The sequence below is a fragment of the Sphingobium terrigena genome, from assembly GCF_003591655.1.
Taxonomy (GTDB): domain Bacteria; phylum Pseudomonadota; class Alphaproteobacteria; order Sphingomonadales; family Sphingomonadaceae; genus Sphingobium; species Sphingobium terrigena.
Window position 1 is genome coordinate 42,963 of the sequence record NZ_QVRA01000017.1, and the last position, 23,106, is coordinate 66,068.

The 23,106-nt window shown below is 63.6% G+C and carries 18 protein-coding genes; 6 read left to right on the top strand and 12 right to left on the bottom strand.

All coding sequences use genetic code 11. From position 1 onward, the window contains the following. Nucleotides 1-132 precede the first annotated feature (132 nt). The 7 genes from D0Z70_RS16785 to D0Z70_RS16815 all read right to left on the bottom strand — a co-directional run bounded on the left by D0Z70_RS16785 (nucleotide 133) and on the right by D0Z70_RS16815 (nucleotide 8,749). On the bottom strand, nucleotides 133-1,140 hold the full coding sequence (locus D0Z70_RS16785; RefSeq protein ID WP_119748447.1) for a hypothetical protein: 1,008 nt from the start codon (nucleotides 1,138-1,140) through the stop codon (nucleotides 133-135). Continuing rightward, on the bottom strand, nucleotides 1,137-2,225 hold the full coding sequence (locus D0Z70_RS16790; RefSeq protein WP_119748449.1) for a YncE family protein: 1,089 nt from the start codon (nucleotides 2,223-2,225) through the stop codon (nucleotides 1,137-1,139). Before D0Z70_RS16790 ends, D0Z70_RS16785 begins: the two co-directional genes overlap by 4 nt. 8 nt (nucleotides 2,226-2,233) lie before the next feature. Continuing rightward, the gene (gene qhpC, locus D0Z70_RS16795; RefSeq protein WP_119748451.1) at nucleotides 2,234-2,593 is read right to left on the bottom strand and encodes a quinohemoprotein amine dehydrogenase subunit gamma; all 360 of its coding nucleotides are present in this window, start codon (nucleotides 2,591-2,593) and stop codon (nucleotides 2,234-2,236) included. Beyond that, on the bottom strand, nucleotides 2,590-4,044 hold the full coding sequence (peaB, locus tag D0Z70_RS16800) for a quinohemoprotein amine dehydrogenase maturation protein (protein WP_119748453.1): 1,455 nt from the start codon (nucleotides 4,042-4,044) through the stop codon (nucleotides 2,590-2,592). Before peaB ends, qhpC begins: the two co-directional genes overlap by 4 nt. Next, nucleotides 4,041-5,771, bottom strand: coding sequence for a quinohemoprotein amine dehydrogenase subunit alpha (gene peaA, locus D0Z70_RS16805; protein WP_119748455.1), 1,731 nt, complete (start codon nucleotides 5,769-5,771; stop codon nucleotides 4,041-4,043). The genes peaB and peaA overlap by 4 nt, the downstream gene beginning before the upstream one ends. A 123-nt stretch (nucleotides 5,772-5,894) precedes the next feature. Continuing rightward, nucleotides 5,895-7,280, bottom strand: a complete 1,386-nt coding sequence (locus D0Z70_RS16810; RefSeq protein ID WP_119748457.1) for an agmatinase family protein — start codon at nucleotides 7,278-7,280, stop codon at nucleotides 5,895-5,897. After that, the gene (locus tag D0Z70_RS16815; RefSeq protein ID WP_239018981.1) at nucleotides 7,280-8,749 is read right to left on the bottom strand and encodes an agmatinase family protein; all 1,470 of its coding nucleotides are present in this window, start codon (nucleotides 8,747-8,749) and stop codon (nucleotides 7,280-7,282) included. Before D0Z70_RS16815 ends, D0Z70_RS16810 begins: the two co-directional genes overlap by 1 nt. Before the next feature lie 324 nt (nucleotides 8,750-9,073). Between D0Z70_RS16815 and D0Z70_RS16820 the strand changes: the two genes are divergently transcribed. Beyond that, nucleotides 9,074-11,449 carry a TonB-dependent receptor gene (locus D0Z70_RS16820; RefSeq protein WP_119748461.1) on the top strand — a complete coding sequence of 792 codons (2,376 nt, stop codon included), beginning with the start codon at nucleotides 9,074-9,076 and terminating at the stop codon, nucleotides 11,447-11,449. 34 nt (nucleotides 11,450-11,483) lie between these two features. Here the strand turns inward: D0Z70_RS16820 and D0Z70_RS16825 are convergent, their stop codons facing one another. From D0Z70_RS16825 to D0Z70_RS16845, 5 genes are all read right to left on the bottom strand, one after another. Then, nucleotides 11,484-13,049: a tetratricopeptide repeat-containing sulfotransferase family protein gene (locus D0Z70_RS16825; RefSeq protein WP_119748463.1), complete on the bottom strand. Its 1,566-nt coding sequence runs from the start codon at nucleotides 13,047-13,049 to the stop codon at nucleotides 11,484-11,486. Further along, complete coding sequence (locus tag D0Z70_RS16830) at nucleotides 13,046-14,047, bottom strand: HupE/UreJ family protein (RefSeq protein WP_119748465.1); 1,002 nt, start codon at nucleotides 14,045-14,047, stop codon at nucleotides 13,046-13,048. Before D0Z70_RS16830 ends, D0Z70_RS16825 begins: the two co-directional genes overlap by 4 nt. A gap of 1 nt (nucleotide 14,048) precedes the next feature. Further along, nucleotides 14,049-14,852 carry a peptidylprolyl isomerase gene (locus tag D0Z70_RS16835; RefSeq protein ID WP_119748467.1) on the bottom strand — a complete coding sequence of 268 codons (804 nt, stop codon included), beginning with the start codon at nucleotides 14,850-14,852 and terminating at the stop codon, nucleotides 14,049-14,051. A 454-nt stretch (nucleotides 14,853-15,306) separates the two neighbouring features. After that, a complete protein-coding gene (locus D0Z70_RS16840) occupies nucleotides 15,307-17,490 on the bottom strand; it encodes a xanthine dehydrogenase family protein molybdopterin-binding subunit (RefSeq protein WP_119748469.1) in 2,184 nt (727 codons plus the stop codon). After that, a complete protein-coding gene (locus D0Z70_RS16845) occupies nucleotides 17,487-17,939 on the bottom strand; it encodes a (2Fe-2S)-binding protein (RefSeq protein WP_182914006.1) in 453 nt (150 codons plus the stop codon). Before D0Z70_RS16845 ends, D0Z70_RS16840 begins: the two co-directional genes overlap by 4 nt. A 169-nt stretch (nucleotides 17,940-18,108) precedes the next feature. On the opposite strand from D0Z70_RS16845, the gene D0Z70_RS16850 reads away from it, so the two are divergent. The 5 genes from D0Z70_RS16850 (at nucleotide 18,109) to ureC (ending at nucleotide 23,039) form a co-directional block, all read left to right on the top strand. Further along, nucleotides 18,109-19,608 (top strand): agmatinase family protein, encoded by a 1,500-nt coding sequence (locus D0Z70_RS16850; protein ID WP_119748473.1) that lies wholly within the window; start codon nucleotides 18,109-18,111, stop codon nucleotides 19,606-19,608. A 96-nt stretch (nucleotides 19,609-19,704) separates the two neighbouring features. Further along, the gene (locus D0Z70_RS16855; RefSeq protein ID WP_239018982.1) at nucleotides 19,705-20,553 is read left to right on the top strand and encodes an urease accessory protein UreD; all 849 of its coding nucleotides are present in this window, start codon (nucleotides 19,705-19,707) and stop codon (nucleotides 20,551-20,553) included. 4 nt (nucleotides 20,554-20,557) lie between these two features. Continuing rightward, nucleotides 20,558-20,860, top strand: coding sequence for an urease subunit gamma (locus D0Z70_RS16860; protein WP_119748477.1), 303 nt, complete (start codon nucleotides 20,558-20,560; stop codon nucleotides 20,858-20,860). Nucleotides 20,861-20,927: 67 nt separating this feature from the next. After that, nucleotides 20,928-21,233 (top strand): urease subunit beta, encoded by a 306-nt coding sequence (locus D0Z70_RS16865; RefSeq protein WP_119748479.1) that lies wholly within the window; start codon nucleotides 20,928-20,930, stop codon nucleotides 21,231-21,233. Between the two features lie 93 nt (nucleotides 21,234-21,326). Further along, complete coding sequence (ureC, locus tag D0Z70_RS16870; protein ID WP_119748481.1) at nucleotides 21,327-23,039, top strand: urease subunit alpha; 1,713 nt, start codon at nucleotides 21,327-21,329, stop codon at nucleotides 23,037-23,039. Nucleotides 23,040-23,106 lie beyond the last annotated feature (67 nt).

Consider the following 23,106-nt stretch of genomic DNA (forward strand, 5'->3'; position numbering starts at 1 on the left):
ACCCGAATGATCTTCTACTCGTCGTCCCCGCGCAAGCGGGAACCCATCTCGCGTCCCGCAATCCAGATGTATGACGAGACATGGGTTCCCGCTTGCGCGGGAATGACGGAATGAAATGGATGTTCGCAATGCTCACGCTGCCTGTCGCCGGGGCAGCAGCCGCACACCGTCCAGCACAAAGGCAGGCTCCGGCATCTTGGCCAGCAGGCCGGTACACCAAAGATGCCCCTCCATCAGCGCGTCATGCTGCGCCCGCCACCAGTCGCCCGTCCCGCCGCTGGCATAAAACTGCGCGCAGAGCAGCAGATGCCGCCGCATCGCCGCGATCAGCATCGACTGGTAATGGGTCAGCAGCGCCGCCGCGTCACCGCCCTCCGCTATCCCGATCAAAACGGCGGACGCCAGTATCGCCTCCCGCACCGACTGCGCCGTGCCGTCGCCGCAGATCGGATCGAAACCCAACGCCGCCGTGCCGCAAGCCAGCCAGTCGTCGCCGCAAAGAGGCAGATGCAGGCGCGGCGCAGCGAGAAAAGGCGTCGATACCGCCTCCACGGCATCGACCACCGTCGCAATCAGCCCGCTCTGCGCCAGAAGATCGTCCAGCGATCCCCCCACGCCCAGCAACCAGCCTTGGTCCACTCCGGCAGGCACCAGAAACAGCCAGCCGTTCGGCACCGCCTCGATCCGGCCTTCTTCGCTACAAGCGGGATCGCGCAGCCGCACTTTGGTCGCCACGGCATGGCGATCGCCAAAGATGCGTGTCTCGCCCAGTGACATTGGCGGCGCGGCGTGGATGGTGAAGTCGACCGGATCGTCCCCTGCGACAGGCTCGTCCCCCGCCAGCGCCGCCTGTACCTGATCTTCCGACGCCAGCGCCGCGCCATGCGGCACCACCACCGGCGCGCCACCCCAGGCGACCACACGGCGCTTGATCCGGGGACTGTCAGCAAACAGGCCGGGCCGTGCGAAGATGTCGCGCAGCAGCGCCAGGGCCGGATCGCTGAGCATGATCGTCGGCACCGGCGCGCGACGGGCGGCTTCGCTTGCAACCCGAAGGCCCGCCCCCTGTAACAGATGTGCGCATGTCGTCGCGGCAATCCCGCTGCCCCTTATGCCGACGATCATGCGCTGTTCGTTCATTCCACCGCGACCATGCCCGCACCGGTGGTGTCATAGCCCAGGTCCAGCGTCACCTCATGCTTCAATGTCTTGGCGTCATAGACTTCCAGATCATAGCTCGCGCCATAAATGTAGAGTTTCGCCCCATCGGTCGACATGCCCAGACGGAAGCGTGATCGGCAGGGAAATTCCGCCTTGTCCAACACCGCGTTGCTGGCCATGTCCATATGCCAGAATTCGCAGCGTTTATTGCCATATTTGCCGTTGGTAACGACGGTATAGGCCTGCTTGCCGTCGGGCGTGACCTGCAACCCGGCCATGGCGTCGGGCGCGGGGCCGATGGGGGTGAAATCAAACTGCCGCGTGGACAGGTCGAAGCGCGCCATGCCGAACATCTTGTTATGGACATAGGCGTCGGCGGCATTGAACAGTGACACATATTGGCCGGGCGTGCGGATCGCATCCAACGTGCCGCCAAAGCCGACATTCTCCATGCCGGTGCCTTCGGGCTTGGCGAGGTCTATCCGGTCGGTGACCTTCAATGTCGCAACGTCGATAATCGCGACCTTCTCGCCAAAGGCGTAAAGCGTCTTTCCGTCGGGCGACACTTTATAGCCCGCGCGCCAGCCGCCGGAACGCTCATCCTCCTTGTCGATCTCGGCGGTGCGGACGACCTTTTGCAGCTTCAGGTCGATGACGCCATACATGGGCTTGCTGACGGTATAGCGGTCGATCCCCTTCTCGAATTTCGAGATGACGGTATAGAAATAGCGCCCGGTCGGATCGGGCACGCCGCCCCAGAAACGATAGCGGGTCGTGCCATCGTTCAGGCTGAACTTGTTGATCACCTGGCGCGTCGCGGTGTCGATCACCTCGATCCCGCTGGTGGTGATGGTGGTCACATAGATGCGCTTGCCATCGTCGGACAGTTGCATCGATGTCGGCAGGCCGGTGTCCAGCTTGATCGTGCCGGTGACCGCGCCCTTGCTCTCCTCGAACACCAGCAGCCGGTCGGGATAGGACCCCATGAAGAGCGTCGCCGCATTCAAGGGCATAGCGCTCAGCATCGCCAGGCCAGCGCCCAGCATGAGACGATATTTCGGCATGGCGGCCCTCATGGGAAAACGAGATCGAGACTGCGCCAGTCCTTGGTCGCAGTGGCGCAGTTGCTGGCCCAGTCGGGCGAATAGTTGACATGATCGGGCACCTGCACTGGCCAGAAACAGGTGACGTAGCAGTCGTAAATGTCGCGCTCGACCGGCTGGCACAGGCCCGCGGTGCCGCCACTAGCATCGACCTCCCAGCCCGGCGAGAAGGATAGCGAGCAGCCCATCGGTACATGCGGGCGCGGTGCCTGCTGGAGGGCGACGACATCCTCCTCCATGTCCGCGTTCGGCGCGGCGGCAGCCTCCATCTGCGTCACGGCCTCGTCGATCCGCTGCGCCTTTTTATTGATGGCACGAAGATGCTTCATGACAGCCCCTTTCTTTCGACGAAGCGTTCCAGGAAACCGGGATTACGCACCGACAGCACGCCGTAGATACGCAGGCAGGTGTCGGTCCACTGGCGTATCCAGTCGCAATAATGGAGGTTGGCGTGGCCGGTGTCGCCATAGCGGACGAACGCCTCATGATGGCACCCGCCCGCACAGAGCGGTCGCGCCCAGCAACTCTGGCAATCATATTTCGCCTCGACATGCCCTTTAGCCAGGAACTCGCCCTGCTTGGCCCGGTCGATGCCGCTGGAGACATGCCCCATCGTATGCGTGTCGGCGTCGGTGAAGCGGTGACAGGGCGACAGGTCGCCCGATGGGCTGACCCCCATCAGACCCAATCCTGCGCCGCAGGGATGCGATTTGTTGACGCCCGAAATCAGCTCGCTGATCGTTTCGCTGACGTTGGTGAAGCCGTGTGATTCCCCGCGCAGGGCATATTCCAGCCACTCGTCCGCTAGGCTGTTAAACTGCGCCAGCACGCTGTCCATGCCATTACCATCCAGCGAATAGGCGCGCTCCTCGCCCGTCGTCACCGGCGCGAAGCCGACCTCGTGAAAGCCCAGATCATCCTTCAGATGGCGGAAGATACGAACCACATCGGTCACGCCCTCGGTCAGCGTCACCCGCGCAGTGATCGCCCGCGTCTTGTGATGCGCGATCAGCGTGCGCAGGCGCGGTTCGATCACCGCATAGCTGCCCTTGCCATTTTTATAGACGCGATGCTTGTCCTGCACTTCTGGCGGACCATCCATGCTGACCGTCACGCCGACCCGGTTGTCCGACAGGAAGGTGACGATCTCCGGCGTCAGCAGGGTCGCGTTGGTGGTCAGGCTATAGGTGATCGCCTTCCCCGCTGCGGCCGTTGCATGATTGGCATAGGCCACGACGTCGCGCAGCAGCTTGAAATTCATCAGCGTTTCGCCGCCGAAGAAGGTGATATGCACCGACTTGCGCCCGACCGCCTCGGCAATCAGCAGATCGACCGACGCCATTGCCGTGTCGAGCGTCATATATTTGGGTTTGCCCGCTGGCGTCGCGATCTTGTCCGCGCCAAATTCGTAGCAATAGGTGCAGGCCAGATTGCACTGGTTGGTGACGTTCAGCACCAGCGCCTGCAATGGGAAGTCGGCGGGCGGTGCCTGCGGCACCTGCGCCACCGGCATGGCATGGCCCAGATGGATCAGGCGTGCCTGCCGCAATTCGCGCACCAGCCCGTCGGCTTCTTCCGCTGCGCGCCCTTCGGCCACCAGTTCGCGGACCAGCGCCGCATGGGTCAGTTCCTGCCCGTCGAGCCGATCCAGAACCGCGCGCACATCGGTGTCGATCTCGAAGATCGCGCCTGCGCTCACCAAATAGACAAAATCGCTGCCTCCGGCGTCAAAACCGTGATATTCCGCCCGGCGATAGGTGGGTGCCTGCATCACGGTCATTGCGACACCTCCGGTTGATCCCATTTCTGATAGGCAGGCACGGTGACGACCATGTAGGAACGGGCGGTCAGCGGCTTGCCGAACTTGTCCTTCTCGGCCTTGGCCGTGGCGACGACCCAGACATCACCATAATTGTTGCGGCCAAAGCGGCGTGCCGGGTTCGGCCCCTCGCTATTGGGGGTAAAGAGCGCAGCCGGGCTGAGCGCGCCGACATATTTGGCGTCATCATCATAATAGACCGCCAGATATTCCTGCGTGGACCAGGTGACGTCGACCGGCCCAACCGCAATGTCATCTGCCGTGCCCTGCTTGCCGTCGATGCCATTTTCGAACCCGGTCGCATCGAACTGCGCATAGCCTTTGGGGAATTTGATCCCGCCCAGCCGCGACACAGCGGTTTCGGGTGTCACCTTGATGTAGTCGATCTTGCTATAGACCGGGAAGGCCTGCTCCAGCACCGCGCCACCGACGGCAACGTTGCGCTGTCCAGATGCCGCCCCGGCGGCGACATCGGCAGTCACCACCAGTTCCTGCGGGCTGGCCGATACGATCTTGGTTGCGGTCACGCCAACGCCCAGATCAATGTCTGCGGGGGTGAGCGATACGGGCAGATTATGTCCCACGATACGGAATTGCGTGCCCTTGGTTCCGGCCTTGACCGGGCCCGGCACCACCGCCAGCACAGCGGGCGCAGCCGTTGCGCGGATCAGTTTCACGTCCAGCCCAAATTCCTGATAGTCGCCCCAATACCAGCGGCCGATGGCGCTTTGCTGGTCAGGGGCGAACCACATCGTCTCTCGCGCGGCGCTCGCCAGATCATCGGGCTTGCCAGCGGCTGCGGCGCCTTTGGACGATCCGCGCCAGCTATAGCCTGCATAGACGATGCCAGCGCCGCTGCGGCTCACGGTGCCGCCATTGGTCAGCGACCGCAGCGTGCTGCTGGTCACAAATTCGTCCGCCGATTTGCCCGGCTTGACGCTGAAGCTGCCCACGAACCGCCCCTGCCCCGGCGCGGATGCCACGACCAGCCATTCGCCTGCCAGACGCGGCACGCTCTGGCGCGATCGCCATGCCGCCCATTCGGGCGTGTGCAGCGGCGCAGTCTTGGCCATATAGGTCAGCGCATATTCGCCGCGCAACATCTTGTCCTTGGGGTCGCGGCCGGCTGGCTGTTCGCTATCCTCGGCGGGGCGACGATATTGCGCGTCCGCCTGCGAATACATGGCGACATGCAGATCCTGCAACTGCTTCCATTCCAGCTTCGACCGACGCCACGACAAGGTCTGGGCGAAACTGTGACAGGCGGCGCACGCGCCGCGCATGGTTTCGTTGGGGATATTGCTTTCGTCGATCGTCCGCTTTTCCGCCAGATACATGACCGGCAGCGCCTCTTGCGGGGCCAGGCCATGGGACGAGGACAGGGATTTGACGATCGCCCGCGATTCATCGGGTGTAATCGCCAGGCCGTTCAACCGCACCATCCGCTTGATCGCCTGCGACCAGCCCTCCGGCGTCGTGCGGACCCAGCTGATCCGCGACAAATTCCCCTTGGCATCGGGCGTGTGACAGGTGCCGCACTTTTCCTTGACCAGTGCATCGGCGACCGGGATGCCCGGATCGCTTTCCTTCATCGTCGCGCCGTCCGGCCCGCCATCGGCCTGTGCGACGACGATCGAAGCGGAAAACAGCGCCAGCAACCCGAATTTCGAGAGTGTTACCCGCTTCACCCTGTTTCCCCCTCAAGCACCATCTGGTGCGCGAAACCCAAGCCTAGGCAGGCGCACATCGCGCGCCATTGCCCAAATGACGTATGGCCCCATGACAATCCGCCATAGAAAACTGGACAGGTATCAAGATTTTTTCGGGCTGGTCTGCTCCGCATCCTTTTGCTCGGCCGAAACCGGGGCCGCAGCGCCCTTCTTGCGCAGTGCGATGCCGCTGAGGCAGGCGTGCAATATATAGTTGGCGCTCATCCGGCTGACATAGGTGGGGTCCAGGATCGGCGCGGCATCGAGCAGGTCGAAGCCAACCACCCTGGTCTGTGCGCAGAGTTGCCGCACCATCGGAATCGCCTCCCGCATGGTGATGCCGCCGGGCACCGGACGGCCCGACGCAGGTGCGTCGCCCGGATCAAGGACGCTCATGTCGAACGAGATAAAGACATGCTCCGGCCCCTGTTTCAGGCCCGCCAATATGTCCTTGGTCACCGCCTGCCAGCCGCGTTCCTGTATCGCGGCGGTAGGCAGGATGCGCGCGCCGCTGTCGGTCAGCCGCTTCTGCGTCGCCGGATCAGCGTCGCGTCCGTGCAGGCCGACCAGCGTCACGTCGCTGCCGCGCAACAAATTTTGCTGCATCAGTCGGGTCAGGGTCTGCGTGTCGGAGATCAGATGGTCGCCGTTCAGTTCCGCTCCGGCATGGGCATCGAACTGGACCAGTGCGACCTTGCCAACGCCATAGGTGTCAACCATCGCCGCGACATCGGCAAACATCACCGCATGATCGCCCCCGACGATGAAAGGCACCACGCCCACACTCGCCATCTCGGCGATCATCGTGCGGACATGGGGCAGCCCGCGTTCGGGCGCCATCGGGTCGATCGCCAGATCGCCATAGTCGGCGATCGACAGCACAAGGCCCGGATCGACCCCGCCATCGGCATCCGCGCCGACCAGCCCGTCCATGCCGCGCAACGCCATCGGTGCATGTTTGGAGTCGCGCCAGCCCGACGAAAAATCGAGCGGCACGCCGACAAAGGCGACCTCCACCTTGCCCGCGACCAGATCTTCCTTGCGCAGCGCGACCGGCGCGTCGGCAAAGGTCGGCACCGCGCCGCGCTGGAACAGATAGCGTTTCAGGCTGAACGGGCCATCGTCGCGCTGGCGCTTATCGAACAGCTTGGGGCGCACCGTCGTGCTGGCGTTCCACCCGCGCGCCTGCGGGTTGAGCGCGATCTCCGCCGGATCGCGCCCGGCCCTATATTTGCTATCCTCCACCACCGCCATCAGCGCGCTGGCATAGGCGTCGACATCGGCCGCTGAGCGCCCGGCAAGCGCCACCTGCAACTTCTCGTCCGTCAGGCCGAAGCGGGCCAGCACCGCCGGATCGGACAGAAATACCTTCTTCTCCGACGACAGGCTGGCCAGCGGATCGCTGCCCTGCGCCATGGCGGGGACGGACAGGGTTGCGAGGGCCAGAGCAAGAGTGGCGCCACGCACCAGCAAAGCGGCGCGCGCCATCAGTTCTTCTTCCCATAATAAGCGTCCAGCCCATGATCGACCGATACCGGGTTGAGATAGCCGGGCTTCAACCCTTTCTTGCGCATGGCAATGCCCGCCAGACAGGCGTTCAGCAGGAAATTGCTGTTGAGCGCGGTCTTGTAGCTGGTGTCGAGATAGGGCGCGACTTCGACGATATCGATGCCTGCAATGTCATTTTCAGCGCACAGGTTGCGCATGATCGGCTGCGCCTCTCGCATGGTCAGGCCGCCGGGAACCGGGGTGCCCGTGCCGGGCATGAAGGCGGGGTCCAGCACATCGACGTCGAAACTGATCCACAATTTCTTGGTGCTGGTGCGCGCTTCTTTTAGCGCACGGGCCATCACCTTGTCCCAGCCCCATTTCTCCACCTCGACCATCGTGTGATATTTCATGCCCTTGTTGCGCATCCAGCCAAAGGTTTCGAGATCGGGTCCACGCGCGCGCAGGCCCACCTGGATATAGTCGCTGCCCCGGACATGGCCTTCATTGATGACGCGATAGACCGGCTGACCATGGTCGAGCAGATGCACCCGGCCCCGGCCAATGTCATAATGGCTGTCGAAATGGATGACCCCGACATTACCCTTGCCATGGACATCGGCCGCGGCGGCGACATTGGGATATTCCAGGCTGTGGTCACCGCCGATGACGATCGGGATCGCGCCGGTGCGGGCGATCTCCGCCACCATCGCGCGGACATGATCCACGCTGCGCTCGGTCGAATTCTGGTCGATGGCGATGTCGCCATAATCGACGACTTTCAGCGCGGCATTGGGGTTGATCATCGAATACATGTCATTGCCGCCAGCCCCGCCGGTCATCCGCATCGCGCGCGGCCCGTCGATCGCGTTGCGCCAGCCTGACCCCATGTCGAGCGGCGCGCCGACGATGGCGACATCGACCTTGCCCGCTTTCAGATCCTCCGGTGTCATGGCCAGCGGCGCCCCCGCGAAAGTCGCAAAACCCCCGCCATAGCCACCGATATAGCGGGTCAGTTCCATCGGACCGGCCTCACGCCGTGGGTCCATCGTTGCGGGGCGCTTCGCCTTCCAGGCGTTGAACCAGGGCGATGATGTGTCGAGCGGGATCGCCGCGACATCGCGCCCGGCCTTGAACTCCACCTGCGCGTGCAGGGCCTGCATGGCGTCGATATAGGCGCTGATCTCCTCCGGCTTGCTAATGCGGATACGATCGAACAGGGCGTCCTTTTCGACATAGCGCCCGGTAACGCCGCTTTTGAGGAAATCGACTTTGGCCTTGTCGATCCCGGCCAGCTTCGCCTCGACATCCTTGGGCAATTCCAGCGGCTTTGGCTTGCCCATATCATCTTCGGCCGGCATTTGCGGCGCAGGCGTGGCCGCGTTGGGCAGGTCGCCTGCCAGCACGGCCCCGATCGCCGCGATCCCGGCCATGCTCCATCCTGTAACGGCGGTCAAAGAAGGCATCATCGTCTCCGGCCCGCGCGGCGCAGGCAAAGGCTGTGGGCAGGAAAAGGGCGCACCTGCCCCGATCCCGACAAGCTATGCGGCCAGCCCCCCACTCCCCATGGGGCATTTGACGTAGGATGGCGCGCCATAGGAGCAGACGAACAGGCTACGTCAAATGCCCCATGTCTGACTGCCTGCGCAATCCATAGCCTTTCCACCATTGCAGAAAAGCACGAGGCGGCATCGCGGTCGCCCACAGCGTGATGGCCCCCGCAAAAGGGGCAGCCAGACGCACACCGGGAGGGGCTGATGTCAGGGAGCTATTGGACAAAAAAGGGGAATAGCATGTCATATCGCAAGACGCTGAGGCTGGGACTGCTGTCCGCCACGATGATGACCAGTGCGGCCCTTGCCGCACCCGCGCTGGCGCAGGACACGCCCGCCGCCGCCGAAGCCGACAGCGACGTCATCGTCGTCACCGGCACCCGCCGCAGCACCACGCTGATGGAAACGCCGATCAATATTGCCGCCGTCGGGGCGGAGCAGCTGGCAAACGAACGGATCGACGATATTCGCGACATCGCGGCCTTCACGCCGGGCATCACCATCACCGATACCGGTCCCTATGGCGCGGGAAACATCGTGATGCGCGGTCTGTCGGCCAGCGATACCAGCTCGACTGGCGGTAACAGCGACACCGCGATCGGCATCTATCTGGGCGATGTTCCGCTCTACACCGATTACAAGCTGATCGATCTGGAGCGCGTGGAAACCCTTTTGGGGCCACAGGGCACGCTTTACGGTCTTGGCACGCTGGCCGGTGCGATCCGCTACATGCCCAATCGGCCCGATCCGACCAAATTCAGTGGCGAAGCCTATGGCCGTCTCTATGATGTCGCGCACAGCAAGGGGCTGGGCTATGTGGCCTATGGCGTGCTGAACGTACCGATTGTCGCGGACTCGATCGCCTTCCGCACCGTCACCGGCTATTATTATGATCCCGGCTTCATAGACTATCCCTTCCTACTGAAACAGCCCGGCGTATCGCTGCCGCAGCCGGGTCCGGTGTCCAATCCGATGGGCAGCGACGCCGACAAGAACGCAAATTTCGCGGGCAAGAAGGATCTGAACTTTGAAAAGACCTTCACCAGCCGCAACCAGCTGGGCTATGTCGGCACGGATTTTGAGGCCTATTTCACCTACGCCTTTCAGCAGACCAAGACCAACGGGCGTCAGGCGACGGGCGGCAATGTCGTGGGCGAAGGCAAATATGAAGGCCCATGGCGTTCGGAGGAGCCGTCCAAGCGTACATCGCACCTGATCTCGCTCGAAATGCAGGGTAATGTTGCCGACGTTGCGCAGGTCGTGTTCGTCTCTGCCTATACCAACAAGAAGCGGCGCAGCTCGATCGACGTCACCGATCTGCTGATCGACCTTGATTATGACTATGAACTCTTCCCGTCCTTCTCCGGCTACACCAGGTCGCGTGGAACCGACGAGCAATATAATCAGGAAGTCCGCCTGGTTTCCACCCATGGCGGGCCATTCAGCTGGGTAGTGGGCGGCTTCTGGAACAGGCAGAGTAGCGATTCCGATTATCGTGAAATCGTACCGGGCTATCCGGCCTATGCCGGTATCGACCGACCCGACGAAGTCGAATATGCGTCTTATGTGAACACCAAGCTCGACGAAAAGGCGGTCTTTGGCGAAGGCAGCTTCAAGATCACGCCGGAGTGGCAGGTGACAGCGGGCATCCGCTATTTCAAATATAAGGCCGATGTCATTGGCGGCACGGCGCTGCCGCTGTTCCAGACTTTTCCAGCCATCAACTTTCGTTCGCGCGCTGGCACGACCGGTCAGGATGGCACTGTCTGGAAATTCAACACATCCTACAACATTACGCCGGACCTGATGGTCTGGGGGACTTACTCGAAGGGCTATCGTATTGGCGGCGTAAACCGCGTCGCCCCCTGCGTCCTGCCGCTCCCGCCTGGCCAAAATCTCTGTGCGCTTGAAAACGAGCTGTTTTATGGCCCGGACAAGGTTAAAAACGCCGAAATTGGCGTGAGGGCGCAACTGTTCGATCGCAAATTGTCAATGAGCCTCTCAGCGTTCAAGATCAAATGGAACGGCATCCAATTGGACGGCCAGACCGTCAACGGCGCGATCGGCATCATTACCAACGGCGGCGCGGCGGAATCCAAGGGGATCGATTTCTCCTTCGATGCCCGACCGATCGAGGGGCTGAGCATCCGCGGCAATTACAGCTATCTGGACGCCAAGCTGACCGAAAGCGTGACACAATTGCTGTCTATCCAAGGCGGCGCATTAGTCGATGTGTTCGCCGGCGGTCGCCTGCCTGGTTCAACCAAGAATAGTGGCGCGATCGGTGTGACCTATGAAATGCCGATGGGCGACAATGCGCTGGTTCTGGGCTGGACGACCACCTATTCGGGCGGCATCTACAGCCGTCCGGGTCTGCGCGGCGGCGGCGAGCGTATTCCCTCCTACACAATGAGCCGGGCGAACATCACGTACAAGACCGACGTTTATGAAATCGGCCTGTTCGCGAACAACATCTTCGACAAATATGCCATCACCGGGATCGGCAACGACCTGACCCGCTACGGTCTGGTCAATGACGGGGTGATCTATCGCGGCTATGCGCAATCTGTCGCGCAACCCCGCGTGCTCGGTATCGAAAGCCGGGTCCGGTTCTGATCCGTAGGGGCGGCCTTGCATCGGCAGGTCGCCCCTATTCTATCTCTATCCCTTGGCTTCCCAGCCAATCGCGCACCGGGGCCAGCGCGACGACATGCGCTTTCCAGCGCGCCACGGCATCGGCGTTGATCGGCCTGCGGACCTGCGCGGCGCTGGGGGTGGCGACGGCGGCCTGATTTTCGTGGAAGGACAGGCAGGCCGCGTCCCATGCAAGCCCGCAATGGGTCAATAGCTGGCGTGTCTGCCCTTCCTGATCCGCGACCAGCGCTTCATAGGAAAGCTCTAGCACCCGGCCGGGAAACAGCCGTTCCCATAGCGCCATCAACCGATCGAAGCGCACATAATAGCGGGCGATGTCCATAGGATCGTAGCTATAGGCATAATAGGCCGACTGGCTGGCGAAGAGATTTTTATAATTGCTCCACAGCGTGTCCATCGGGTGGCGGCGCAGGCAGACGATCCGCGCCTGTGGCAGGGCGTGCAATATGTGGCCGATATAGAGGAAATTGGCGGGCAGCTTGTCGATGAAGTGGGGCTTGCCCGGCGGGCGATGATGGCTGGCGCGGGCCATATAGGCTTGGGCGATCGCTGCCGGATCGGCCGCAGCGCTGGCCGCGATCGTTTCCGGGTCGATCACCAGTCGCGACCTTGTGCCAGCCAGTTGCTTGACGGCCAGCGGCATCGCCTGCAATTCGCCCGCTGACCCGACGTCTGGATGGGATGACAATATCCGGTCCACCAATGTCGTGCCGGTGCGCGGCATCCCGACGATGAAGAGCGGCGCGTCCTCCGCCAGCCCCGCACCCCACCCGCGCGGCGGCCCATCGCCAAACAGCCGCTCGATGGCGTCGAAAATCGCGGCGTCCTGCGCAAAATCATAGCCGATGGCGCGTTTATGCGCGGCATTGGCCTGGCTCAGATGGGCAAAGGCGGCGGGCGCATCGCCCAGATCCTCCGCCTCTTTGGCCAGCGCATAGCGAATGCGCAGAGCATCGTCTGGGCGGGTCGCGGCGTTCAGCGCCGCCTCCAGCCGGGGGACATGGTTGGCTGCTTTCGTCTGGCGCGACAGGATGGCGAGCGCATAATGGGCGCGGGCATGGCCGGGATCGGCGGACAGGATCGCCTCATACTGGTCCCGCGCTGCCTCCACACGCCCGGTAAAGCCGCAGGCAGCGGCGAGATTGTAACGATAATCGAGATTGTCCGGTTCGCCGGCCACGGCGGCCTCGAACGGCGGCACCGACGCTTCATGGTCGCCCAGCCGCGCCAGCACGCAGCCGATCGTATCGGACGTCAGCGCATCCGCCCCGCCCAGCGCCAGCGCCTGCCGCGCTGCCTGCCCCGCCTCGCCATCGCGGCGCAGCAGGGTCAGCAGCCTTGCATATTGCGCCAGATGTTCCGCCACCGGCCCGCGTGCTACCGCCTGCTCCAGCATCGGCAGCGCCTTGGCCACCTGCCCCGCTTCCGCTGCCGCCAGCCCCAGCAGGAAGAAGCCGGCGGGCTGGTCGGGATGCGTCATCGCCAGTTGCTGCGCCGCCTGCGCCGCCTGCGCCAGATCGCCCCGCGCCAGTGCCGCGCGCGCCCGCGCCTCCAGGCTCATGCCGCCCCCAAGGTGAAGCCCACCACCCGTTCGATCATCCAGAAACAGCCGACAATCCCCGCGCCATAGAGCGCCGCCTGCCGCACCATCTGCTGCCGGTCGAAAATTGCGGCAAGCTTCATGACGCCCAGCACGCAGCCGACGAAGAATAGCTGCCCCAGTTCCACCCCGCCATTGAAGAAGAGAAGCCCCGGCAGCCGCTCCTGCGGCGCTACGCCCAGTTCGCGCAAAACGGTCGCAAAGCCAAGGCCGTGAAGCAGGCCGAAACTCGCCACCACCGCCAGTTGGCGGCGTTGTTTACCGGGATCGGGAAGCGCATCGTCGCGGGTGCGGATCGCCTCGCGCGCCATGAAGGCGATGGAGAGCGCGATCACCGCCTCGACCGGCGGCACCGGCACCGTGACGACATCGAAAAAGGCCAGCGCCAGACTAAGCGAATGGCCAATGGTGAAGGTGGTGACGAGCAAAAGCAGGAAGCGCCCGCGCGCCAACAGGCAGAGGCACAGCACGAAGGCGAGATGGTCCCAGCCACCCAGAATGTGGACGATCCCCTCCCATGTATAATCGACCGCAATCTCTGGCAGCGCCCGTTCGCGCGCCGCGACCGCGCCGATTGGCAGCGACAGGCTGTCGCCGTCGGGCTGGAGCGCCTGCTGGACGCGGGTGCCGGTCGCGGTGGAGAGGAACGTGCCGCCATCGACTGCCCAAGGGGTGACAATGACGTCATCGGGGGCAATGGCGCGGTCGCAGGCGATGGTGATGGCATAGCGGGTGACGGTCGCCTCATTGAGCCGTTCGCGCGCCGTTTCCCGGCACCCGTCGGGCAGACCGAGCGGTGCATTGCTGGCCAGCACGGAGGGGATGGAGGCGCTGAGGTCAAAGCTGCCGGGGTCGATGCCCGGCTGGATGCTATAGTCGCCGACCCGGAATATATCCGCCTGTGCCGGGGCGGCCAGGCCCAGCAGCGCAATGGCCAGCCAGAACGCGCGAACCAGCATATTATGGCTCCACCCGGATATGATAGCGATCCTCCAGCCGGGCGACTTCCTTGTCCACCCGCGTGCCGGTTTCCGCCGCCAGATAATCCTGCTTCACCTGATCGCGCACTGCCGGATAGGGGAGCATCGCCACGCCCCCCCGGTCCCGCACCCGCGCAAAATGCCAGCCACGGGTCGATCGGAGCGGGCCGATCCATGTGCCTGTCTGCGCCTTGTTCACCGCGTCAAGGAAGGGCGCGCCGAACATGCCGCGCAGCATCGACACACCATAATCGGGCAGGTCATGCCCCATCCAGAAATCATCGCCGTTCACCGTCCCGCCGAATTGCAGCCGTGCGAGCAACGCCGGGGCATTGGCAGGCGCTTTTTCAAAAAACACATGGGTAAGCGACAGGCGCGGTTCGGCGCGATAGAGGTCGCGATGGGTGGCATAATAGCCGATCAGTTGATCTTCGCTCGGCTCAGGCGGCGCACCGGCGATCAGGAAGCGGACGCGGTCGATCAGCCGCTGCTTGGTGGTCTTGTCGGTCATGTGCATCCCACGATCCACCGCTTCACGGAACAGCAGTTCGTCGGCGATATAATCGTGAATAAGTTTGGCTTTGGCGGCCGCGTCGGGTGCCTTGCCCGCCATCATCGCATAATCGTCGGACAGGATTTGCTGCACCGATCGCGGCACCTCTATCGTGTCGCGCCGGGCGGTGACCGCCCAGTAGAGCAGGAAGATCGCCCCCGCCACGGCCAGAAAGACGATGAACGGATCGCGGGCGGCGATCCCGCGCAGCATGGCAACCAGTCGGCGCATCAGCGCAACACCCTTTCACATGCGCCCGGCAGGCAGGCGTCGATGCCGGTTATGACGAGGCGCTGGATGCGTCCCTCTACGTCAAATGACGCATGGGTTGGGGGCAGAGCGGCGCGACGGCCGCACGACCAGCGGGTTACGTATGGCGAGGCGGAGGATGGCTGGTCCATCCGATCAGGTAGAACAGAGGAAATGCTGCATTGGAAGGGTGATGAAGGGAGGCAAGGTCGGAATTTATTCCCCTCCTGCTATCGGGACCGGGATCAAGGTTCGCTTCTGATCGCCATCCGCCAATTACCAACTCCGTCATCCCGACGTAGTTCAGGATCCATTGGCTCTACCTCTGCGCAAAATGCGCAAAGGTTGCGTGAATGGATCCCGAATCAAGTCCGGGATGACGGGGAGTTAGAAACGCCACGCTATCTTCCATGCTTCCCGCTCAAAGGATGTCGCGCTACGCGAGCATCTCCGTCGTGACCGGCAGCGATCTTATGCGTTTGCCCGTTGCGGCGTGGATGGCGTTGACCAAGGCGGGGATGACCGGGGGCAGCGCGGGTTCGCCCAGGCCGGTGGGGGAATAGTCGGTCTTGACGAAGTCGACGTGGATGGTGGGGGTGTCGGGGATGCGCTGGAGCGGGTGGGTGTCGAAATTGGCTTGCTCGATCGCGCCTGCGACCTGGGTGATGACCTGTCCGGCCAGCGCCTGCCCCAGCCCCTCGATCACCGATCCCTGTACCTGATGCAGCGCATTGATGGGGTTGATGATATGGCTGCCGACATCGCCCGCGACCCAGACCGTCTTGACCTTTGGCACGCCGTCGGCGACCGCGACCTCCAGTACCTCGGCGAAATAGCCTGCATGGCTGTAATAGAAGGCAAAGCCCTTGCCCTGCCCTTTTGGCAGCGCCTTGCGGTTCGCCCAGCCGCCCATGGCCAGCGCCTTTTCGATCACGCCTTTGGCGCGCGCGGTGACGAAGGGGGGACGGTTGGCACCCTGGCTGACCTGCGCAGTTTTGGACAGGAGTTCGAGCATGAGCGTGGGCAGATCCTTGCCCGCCGCCGCCGCGACTTCGTCCAGAAACGCCTGATAGACGAAGGCCAGCGCGTTGGAGCCGGGCGCACGCAGCCAGCCGGTGGGCATGTTGGTCGCCAGGAAGCTTTGTTCCAGCAGCACATTGTCCAGAAGGCCTGCGGGCAGTTCGCCCGGCGACAATTCGGCCGACCGCACCGGCTTGCCATCCTTGCCGAAGGTGATGAAATGATCGTGGAAGGCAGTCAGCGCGCCGCTTTTGTCGAGCGCCGCGCGGAAGCCGTGCCAGCCCGCCGGACGATAAAAATCGCGGCGCATGTCGTCGGCGCGGGTGAAAAGCAGTTTGACCGGCACACCCGGCACTTGCGCGGCAACAAGCGCGGCCTGCACCATATAATCGTTCATCAGCCGCCGCCCGAAACCGCCGCCGATGCGGGTGAAGTTGATGCGGATCTTCTCCGGCGGCAGATTGAGCGCCTTGGCGACGAGGGCGCGCCCGCTTTCCGGGTTCTGGGTCGGCGCCCAGATTTCGATGGCACCATCCTTGAACAGGGCGGTGCAATTTTGCGGCTCCAGTGTCGCATGGGCGAGGAAGGGGTAACTGTAATCGGCGGTCACGACCTTGCCCGCCGACGCGAAGGCTGCGTCGATATCGCCGGTGCGGGTAATGTCGGCGTCTGCCTTGCCCTGCGCGCGGGTCGCGGCCTGCGCGGCGTAACCCTGCGTCGAAAAGTTGGTGACGGCGCTGTCATCCCATGCGACTTTCAGCGTTTCGCGCGCCAGATTGGCGGTCCACCAGCTTTTGGCGAGGATCGCGACCCCGTCAAAGCCCGATTCAGGCGTGCCATCGCCCTTGATCGTCAGCACATGGGCAATGCCGGGCAGCGCGCGCACCGCGTCCAGATTGGCCGATTTGAAGGTGCCGCCAAAGGCCGGGCAGGTTTCCAGCACCGCATAGAGCATGTTCGGCAGCTTGAAATCGATGCCGAACAGCGGCTTGCCCGCGACGATGGCGGGGGTATCGACCCCGCCGATCGACTGGCCGATGATGCGGAAGCTGGCCGGGTCTTTCAGGGTGAGCGTGGCCGGATCGGGCGGGGATAGTTTCGCCGCCGCGACCGCCAGCGCGGCATAGGGGACCGACTTGCCGGTCTTAGGATCGGTCACTTTGCCGCTGGCTGTCGTGAGCGTGCCAGCCGCAACGCCCCATTGCGCCGCTGCGGCGGCGACCAGCATCGCCCGCGCCGCTGCGCCTGCCTGCCGCGTGGGCAGCCATTCGCGCGGGGTCGTGCGGCTGCCGCCTGCGCTTTGGCCGCCGAAAATCTTGGCGTCGGCATGGGTCTGTTCGATGCTGACCTGCGCCCAGTCGACGTCCAGTTCCTCTGCAATCAGCATCGGCAGCATCGTCTTGGCACCCTGGCCAATCTCTGCATTTTTCGCGCCGATGATGACGCGATTGTCAGGCAGGATGCGGATGAAGGCGTTGAGGATGACCGGGCTGCCGTCCGCGGCCAGCGCCATCGGCACGGCGAGGTCGAACAGCAAACCGCCGCCAGCGATCAGCGAGGCTGTAATGAAGCCCCGGCGCGAGAGGTTTGCGGCGCTCATGCGGCGGCTGCCTTGATCGCGGCGCGGATGCGGACATAGGTGGAGCAGCGGCACAGATTGCCCATCATCGCGGCGTCAATATCCTCGTCTGTCGGTTTGGGCGTCTGGCTGAGCAGCGCGGTGGCGCTCATGATCTGCCCGGCCTGGCAATAGCCGCATTGGGGGACGTCCTGCGCGATCCAGCTGGCAGCAATGCGCTTGCCGACATCGGTGGCCGCCGCGCCCTCGATCGTGGTGATCGCCGCGCCCTTCACATCGCCGAGCAGGGTCTGGCAGGATCGCACCGCCTGCCCGTCGACATGGACGGTGCAGGCGCCGCACAGGCCCGCGCCGCAGCCGAACTTGGTGCCGACCAGGTCGAAATCCTCGCGCAATACCCATAGCAACGGCTTGGCTGGATCGCCCTCCACCTGCCGCTTCTTGCCATTCACCGTCAGACTGATCGCCATCTCGCCCACCTTAGACTGTATCGCGCGCATTAGAGGCTGATCGGCAGGCATCTGTCCAGTCGGTTCAGGCAGCAACCGCAACGAACAAAGCTACGTCAATCGCCCCATTGGTGGAGCATGAATCACGCCCTAGCCTTTGGCGCGACGCAGCAATCGGGGGCAGGACTGTATGACGTTCAAACGCATGGCACTGGGCGCCCTACTGGCTGCGACGGTGATTTCGTCGGCGGCAGTGATCGCGCAATCGGATAAGCCGGCCATTCCAGCCGCGCTGGAAGCCAAGATCAAGGGGCTGTCCAAGGCCAAGCGCGACTTCCTGATTTCCGACCCGGCCGAAATGTTCGCCGGTTCCTACGACAAATTGTTCGAGCGGCTGCAAACCAAGACGCCGCAGGAGATCGACGCCTATATCGAGGGGATGATGGCGGCGGTCGAGGCGTCGAAGTTCAACGCCAAGACGGATATGGCGGCGATCCCGCTTGACACCGACAATGAGGATTTCAACGGCTGGAAGCTGCGCCGCCCCGACGGGCTGGACCCCAAGCGCGAGGCAGGGCCATTTTCCTTGAGCTATTATGCCCATAGCATGGGTGGTGGCGGCGTCTATGGCGGCGGGATTGCTACCTTTGCAGGAGCGCCGGTCGCGATCTTCCCCGAAGATCTTGTCGCGGGCAAGGTGGACGTGGCGATCGTCGGCGCGCCGCTGGATATGGGCTCGGGCTATCGCGGGGCGAAGGGCGGGCCGTCTGCGATGCGGACCCAATATGGCGCGGGCGGAATCGACATGTACACCATGGTCGATCCGTCCAAGGAATTGAAGATCGTCGATTATGGCGACATCGCCATCGACAATATGTCGACCGAACGTAGTGTCGCCCATGTCCGCGAACGGGTGGCGGAAATTGCCCGCACCGGCGCGCTGCCCTTCATCGTCGGGGGCGACCACAGCCTGGAATATAGCGATGTGGCGGGGCTGGCCGATGTCCATGGCAAGGGCAGTTTTGGCGTCGTCCATTTCGATTCCCACTATGACGCGGGCAAGGGCGGGGTCCATTTCATCACCCATGGCGCCCCGGTCTATCGCGCGGTCAAGGAAGGCCATGTCCAGGGCAAAAACTATATCCAGGTCGGGCTGCGCGGACCCTGGCCGGAAAAGGAAGGCTTTGAATGGATGCGCGACAATGGCGTGCGCTACCATGCCATGCCGGAGATCGAGAAAAATGGCTGGGCCGCCACCATGGAGCGGGCGCTGAAGGAAGCGCGGGAAAGCGGCAAGAAAATCTTTATTTCCTTCGACGTCGATGTGCTGGACCCCGCCTTCATCCCCGGCACCGGCACGCCGGTTCCGGGCGGACTGACCATGCGCGAAGCGATCCCGATCGTGCGGCGGCTGTGTGCGGAAAATGAGCTGGTGGGTTTCGAGATCGTCGAACTCGCCCCCGTGCTGGACCCGACCTATCGCAGCGCCTTGAACGCCAATTTCATCATGCACGCCTGCCTGACCGGGGTGGCGATGCGCAAGAAGGGGATCAAACAGGTGGGCTATCTGTCCGACCTGACGACCGAACATGGCCAGCCGGGCTATGGCGAGAAGGCGGCGAAGGAGGGCAAGACCGAGAAGGTCGATCCGGGTTACGGGCGGGGTGGCAGGCGGCGTCCGACAACCTGAGGCTTGGCGCAGTAGATGGCGGGCCAGAGCCGCCCTTTCGTTCCATACGTCATATGCCCCATGTCGTGACCTGCCGCGCCTGATCAGATGGTGTCCATGACCCTGCAACGCGCCATCACCGTGCCGCCCAAGTCACGGCACCAGCGCGTCGATGGCCGCGCCATGGTGGCGTTCGGGGCGCGCGGTATTCGCGACATGATGCAGGCCGCGCCGGCCCGACTACTGTTTCCGCAAGGGCGGGAGGGTGATTTTCCGCTGGCCGTCACCGTTACCACCTGCGGCGGGTTGACCGGGGGGGATAGGCTGGCGCTCGACATCATCGTCGATCCGGGGGTGGGCGCGACGATCGTGCCGCAGGCGGCGGAGAAACTCTATCGCGCGCTGGACGAGGATGAGCCGACGCGGATCGAAACCTGCATCAGCATCGGCGCGGGCGCGACCTGCGAATGGCTGGCGCAGGAAGCCATCTTGTTCGACCGCAGCAAGATGCGACGCAAGCTGGAGGCCGACATGGCCCCCGACGCGCGCATGTTGGCGATGGAAATGCTGGTGCTGGGGCGCAGCGCGATGGGGGAAAGCTATCAGAGCGGGCTGATCCATGACAGCTGGCGTATCCGCCGCGGCGGGCGGCTGGTCTGGGCGGATGCGCTGCATGTCGAGGGCGATTTTGCGTCACAAGGGCGCGCGCCCTTCGCCTTTGGCGATGCGACCGCGATCGCCACATTGGTCTATGCCGGGCCGGATGCCGCCGATTATCTCGATCTGGCCCGCACTTTGGTCGAGGCACCGACCGGCGGCGCGACCAGCTTTGACGGGCTGCTAATCCTGCGCCTGACCCGCAATGACGCGCAGGCGCTGCGCAAGGATGTGATGCGCGCGGCAGGCGTGTTGCGCGCCGCGATATTCGGACTGTCGCCCTCCATGCCCACTATCTGCTACTGTTGATCCCATGAACCTGACGCCGCGCGAAAAGGACAAATTGCTGGTCGCGATGGCCGCCATGGTGGCGCGCAACCGGCTGGCGCGCGGGGTGAAGCTGAACCATCCCGAAGCGATTGCGCTGATTACCGAGCATGTGGTGGAGGGCGCGCGCGATGGCCAGTCGGTCGCGGCGCTGATGGCCAGCGGCGGTCATGTCGTGACCCGCGATCAGGTGATGGAGGGGATAGCCGAGATGATCCACGACATTCAGGTGGAGGCGACCTTCCCGGACGGGACGAAGCTCGTCACCGTGCATCGGCCGATCCGGTGAGGGCGGTGGCAAAAAATATGATCCTGTTCCCGCGCAGGCGGGAACACGCTGTGTCGAACGTCAGGCCATGATACCCGGCGAAATCATCCCCGCCCCCGGCGACATCATCCTGAACGCAGGGCGGGTGCCGATCAGCCTGATCGTCGCCAATAGCGGCGACCGGCCGATCCAGGTCGGCAGCCATTATCATTTCGCCGAGACGAACCCGGCTTTGCTGTTCGATCGCGACACAGCGCGCGGCTATCGGCTGGACATCCCTTCGGGCACCGCCGTCCGCTTCGAGCCGGGGCAGAGCCGGGACGTGCAGTTGATCCCTTATGCCGGTGATCGGATCGTCATTGGCTTTCGCGGCGATGTGATGGGGGCGTTGTGATGCTCGCTCAACCCACCTCCGTTCGGTTCGAGCGTGTCGAGAACCCTGCGCGCCAATTCTCGACACGCTCGAACCGAACGGGGTTTTGAAACAATGCCCGTAACCATCCCTCGCCGCGCCTATGCCAGCATGTTCGGCCCGACAACGGGCGACCGGGTGCGGCTGGGCGACTCCTCCCTCCTCATCCGGGTCGAGGACGACCTGACCATCTATGGCGAGGAGGTGAAGTTCGGCGGCGGAAAGGTGATCCGCGATGGCATGGGGCAAAGCCAGATGAGCCGCGCGGACGGCGCGCCCGACACAGTCATCACCAACGCGCTGATCCTCGATCATTGGGGAATAATCAAGGCGGACGTCTCCATCCGCGACGGTCGCATCACCGCGATTGGCAAGGCGGGCAACCCGGACGTCCAGCCCGGCGTCACCATCCCCATCGGCCCCGGCACGGAGATCATCGCTGGCGAAGGGCGTATCCTGACCGCCGGTGGCATCGACGCGCATATCCATTTCATCTGCCCGCAACAGGTGGAGGAGGCGCTCAACGCCGGGATCACCACCATGCTGGGCGGCGGCACCGGCCCGGCGCATGGCACACTGGCGACGACCTGCACGCCGGGCAGCTGGCATATCGGGCGGATGCTCCAGGCGCTCGAAACCATGCCGATGAACTTCGGGTTGATGGGCAAGGGCAATGCCAGCCAGCCCGCTGCGCTGGTCGAAATGATCCGTGCGGGGGCGTGTGGCCTGAAACTGCATGAGGATTGGGGCACCACCCCTGCCGCGATCGACTGCTGCCTGTCGGTCGCGGACGAGTATGACATTCAGGTCGCGATCCATACCGATACGCTGAACGAAGCAGGCTTTGTCGAAAGCACGATCGGCGCATTCAAGGGGCGCACCATCCACGCCTTCCATACCGAGGGTGCGGGTGGTGGCCATGCGCCCGACATCATCAAGCTGGCGGGGCTGCCCAACGTCCTGCCCTCCTCCACCAACCCGACCCGGCCCTATACCGTCAACACGATCGAGGAACATCTCGACATGCTGATGGTCTGCCACCATCTCGACCCGCGCATCGCCGAGGATGTCGCCTTCGCCGACAGCCGCATCCGCAAGGAGACGATCGCAGCGGAGGATATTCTTCACGACCTGGGCGCTTTCTCGATGATGTCTTCGGACAGCCAGGCGATGGGGCGGGTCGGCGAAACCATCATCCGCTGCTGGCAGAGCGCCGACAAGATGAAGCAGCAGCGCGGGTCTTTGGGATCGGACGATGCTGACAGCGACAATTTCCGCGCCAAACGCTATATCGCCAAATATACGATCAACCCGGCCATTGCCCATGGCATCAGCCACATTGTCGGCTCGATCGCGGTGGGAAAACTGGCCGATCTGGTGCTGTGGTCCCCTGCCTTTTTCGCGGTAAAGCCAGATCTGGTGATCAAGGGTGGCAGCATCGCGACCGCACCGATGGGCGATCCCAATGCCAGCATCCCGACGCCCCAGCCGGTCCATTACCGCCCGATGTTCGGCGCCCTGGGTCGGTCGGGCGCACTGTCGGCGGTGCATTTCGTGTCGGCGGCGGGGATGGCGGACGGGATTGGCGAACGGTTGCAACTGGCGCGTCCGCTGGAGGCGGTGCGCAACACGCGCGGCGGGATTGGCAAGGCGTCGATGCTATTGAACGATGCAATGCCGCATATCGAGGTCGATCCCGAAACTTATGAGGTGCGAGCGGATGGCGAGTTACTGACATGCGAACCGGCGAGCGTGCTGCCGTTCGCGCAGAGATATTTCCTGTTTTGATGGGGGCGATACGCACCCGATCCCGTAACGTGCTCCCGCGCAGGCGGGAGCCCAGTTCAGCCGTCTC

Bases quoted from the DNA above. Each gene is read 5' to 3' on its own strand.
- D0Z70_RS16785 (WP_119748447.1), bottom strand. From the start codon at position 1,140: ATGAACGAACAGCGCATGATCGTCGGCATAAGGGGCAGCGGGATTGCC.
- D0Z70_RS16790 (WP_119748449.1), bottom strand. From the start codon at position 2,225: ATGCCGAAATATCGTCTCATGCTGGGCGCTGGCCTGGCGATGCTGAGC.
- qhpC (WP_119748451.1), bottom strand. From the start codon at position 2,593: ATGAAGCATCTTCGTGCCATCAATAAAAAGGCGCAGCGGATCGACGAG.
- peaB (WP_119748453.1), bottom strand. From the start codon at position 4,044: ATGACCGTGATGCAGGCACCCACCTATCGCCGGGCGGAATATCACGGT.
- D0Z70_RS16810 (WP_119748457.1), bottom strand. From the start codon at position 7,280: ATGGCGCGCGCCGCTTTGCTGGTGCGTGGCGCCACTCTTGCTCTGGCC.
- D0Z70_RS16815 (WP_239018981.1), bottom strand. From the start codon at position 8,749: ATGATGCCTTCTTTGACCGCCGTTACAGGATGGAGCATGGCCGGGATC.
- D0Z70_RS16820 (WP_119748461.1), top strand. From the start codon at position 9,074: ATGTCATATCGCAAGACGCTGAGGCTGGGACTGCTGTCCGCCACGATG.
- D0Z70_RS16825 (WP_119748463.1), bottom strand. From the start codon at position 13,049: ATGAGCCTGGAGGCGCGGGCGCGCGCGGCACTGGCGCGGGGCGATCTG.
- D0Z70_RS16830 (WP_119748465.1), bottom strand. From the start codon at position 14,047: ATGCTGGTTCGCGCGTTCTGGCTGGCCATTGCGCTGCTGGGCCTGGCC.
- D0Z70_RS16835 (WP_119748467.1), bottom strand. From the start codon at position 14,852: ATGCGCCGACTGGTTGCCATGCTGCGCGGGATCGCCGCCCGCGATCCG.
- D0Z70_RS16840 (WP_119748469.1), bottom strand. From the start codon at position 17,490: ATGAGCGCCGCAAACCTCTCGCGCCGGGGCTTCATTACAGCCTCGCTG.
- D0Z70_RS16845 (WP_182914006.1), bottom strand. From the start codon at position 17,939: ATGGCGATCAGTCTGACGGTGAATGGCAAGAAGCGGCAGGTGGAGGGC.
- D0Z70_RS16850 (WP_119748473.1), top strand. From the start codon at position 18,109: ATGACGTTCAAACGCATGGCACTGGGCGCCCTACTGGCTGCGACGGTG.
- D0Z70_RS16855 (WP_239018982.1), top strand. From the start codon at position 19,705: ATGACCCTGCAACGCGCCATCACCGTGCCGCCCAAGTCACGGCACCAG.
- D0Z70_RS16860 (WP_119748477.1), top strand. From the start codon at position 20,558: ATGAACCTGACGCCGCGCGAAAAGGACAAATTGCTGGTCGCGATGGCC.
- D0Z70_RS16865 (WP_119748479.1), top strand. From the start codon at position 20,928: ATGATACCCGGCGAAATCATCCCCGCCCCCGGCGACATCATCCTGAAC.
- ureC (WP_119748481.1), top strand. From the start codon at position 21,327: ATGCCCGTAACCATCCCTCGCCGCGCCTATGCCAGCATGTTCGGCCCG.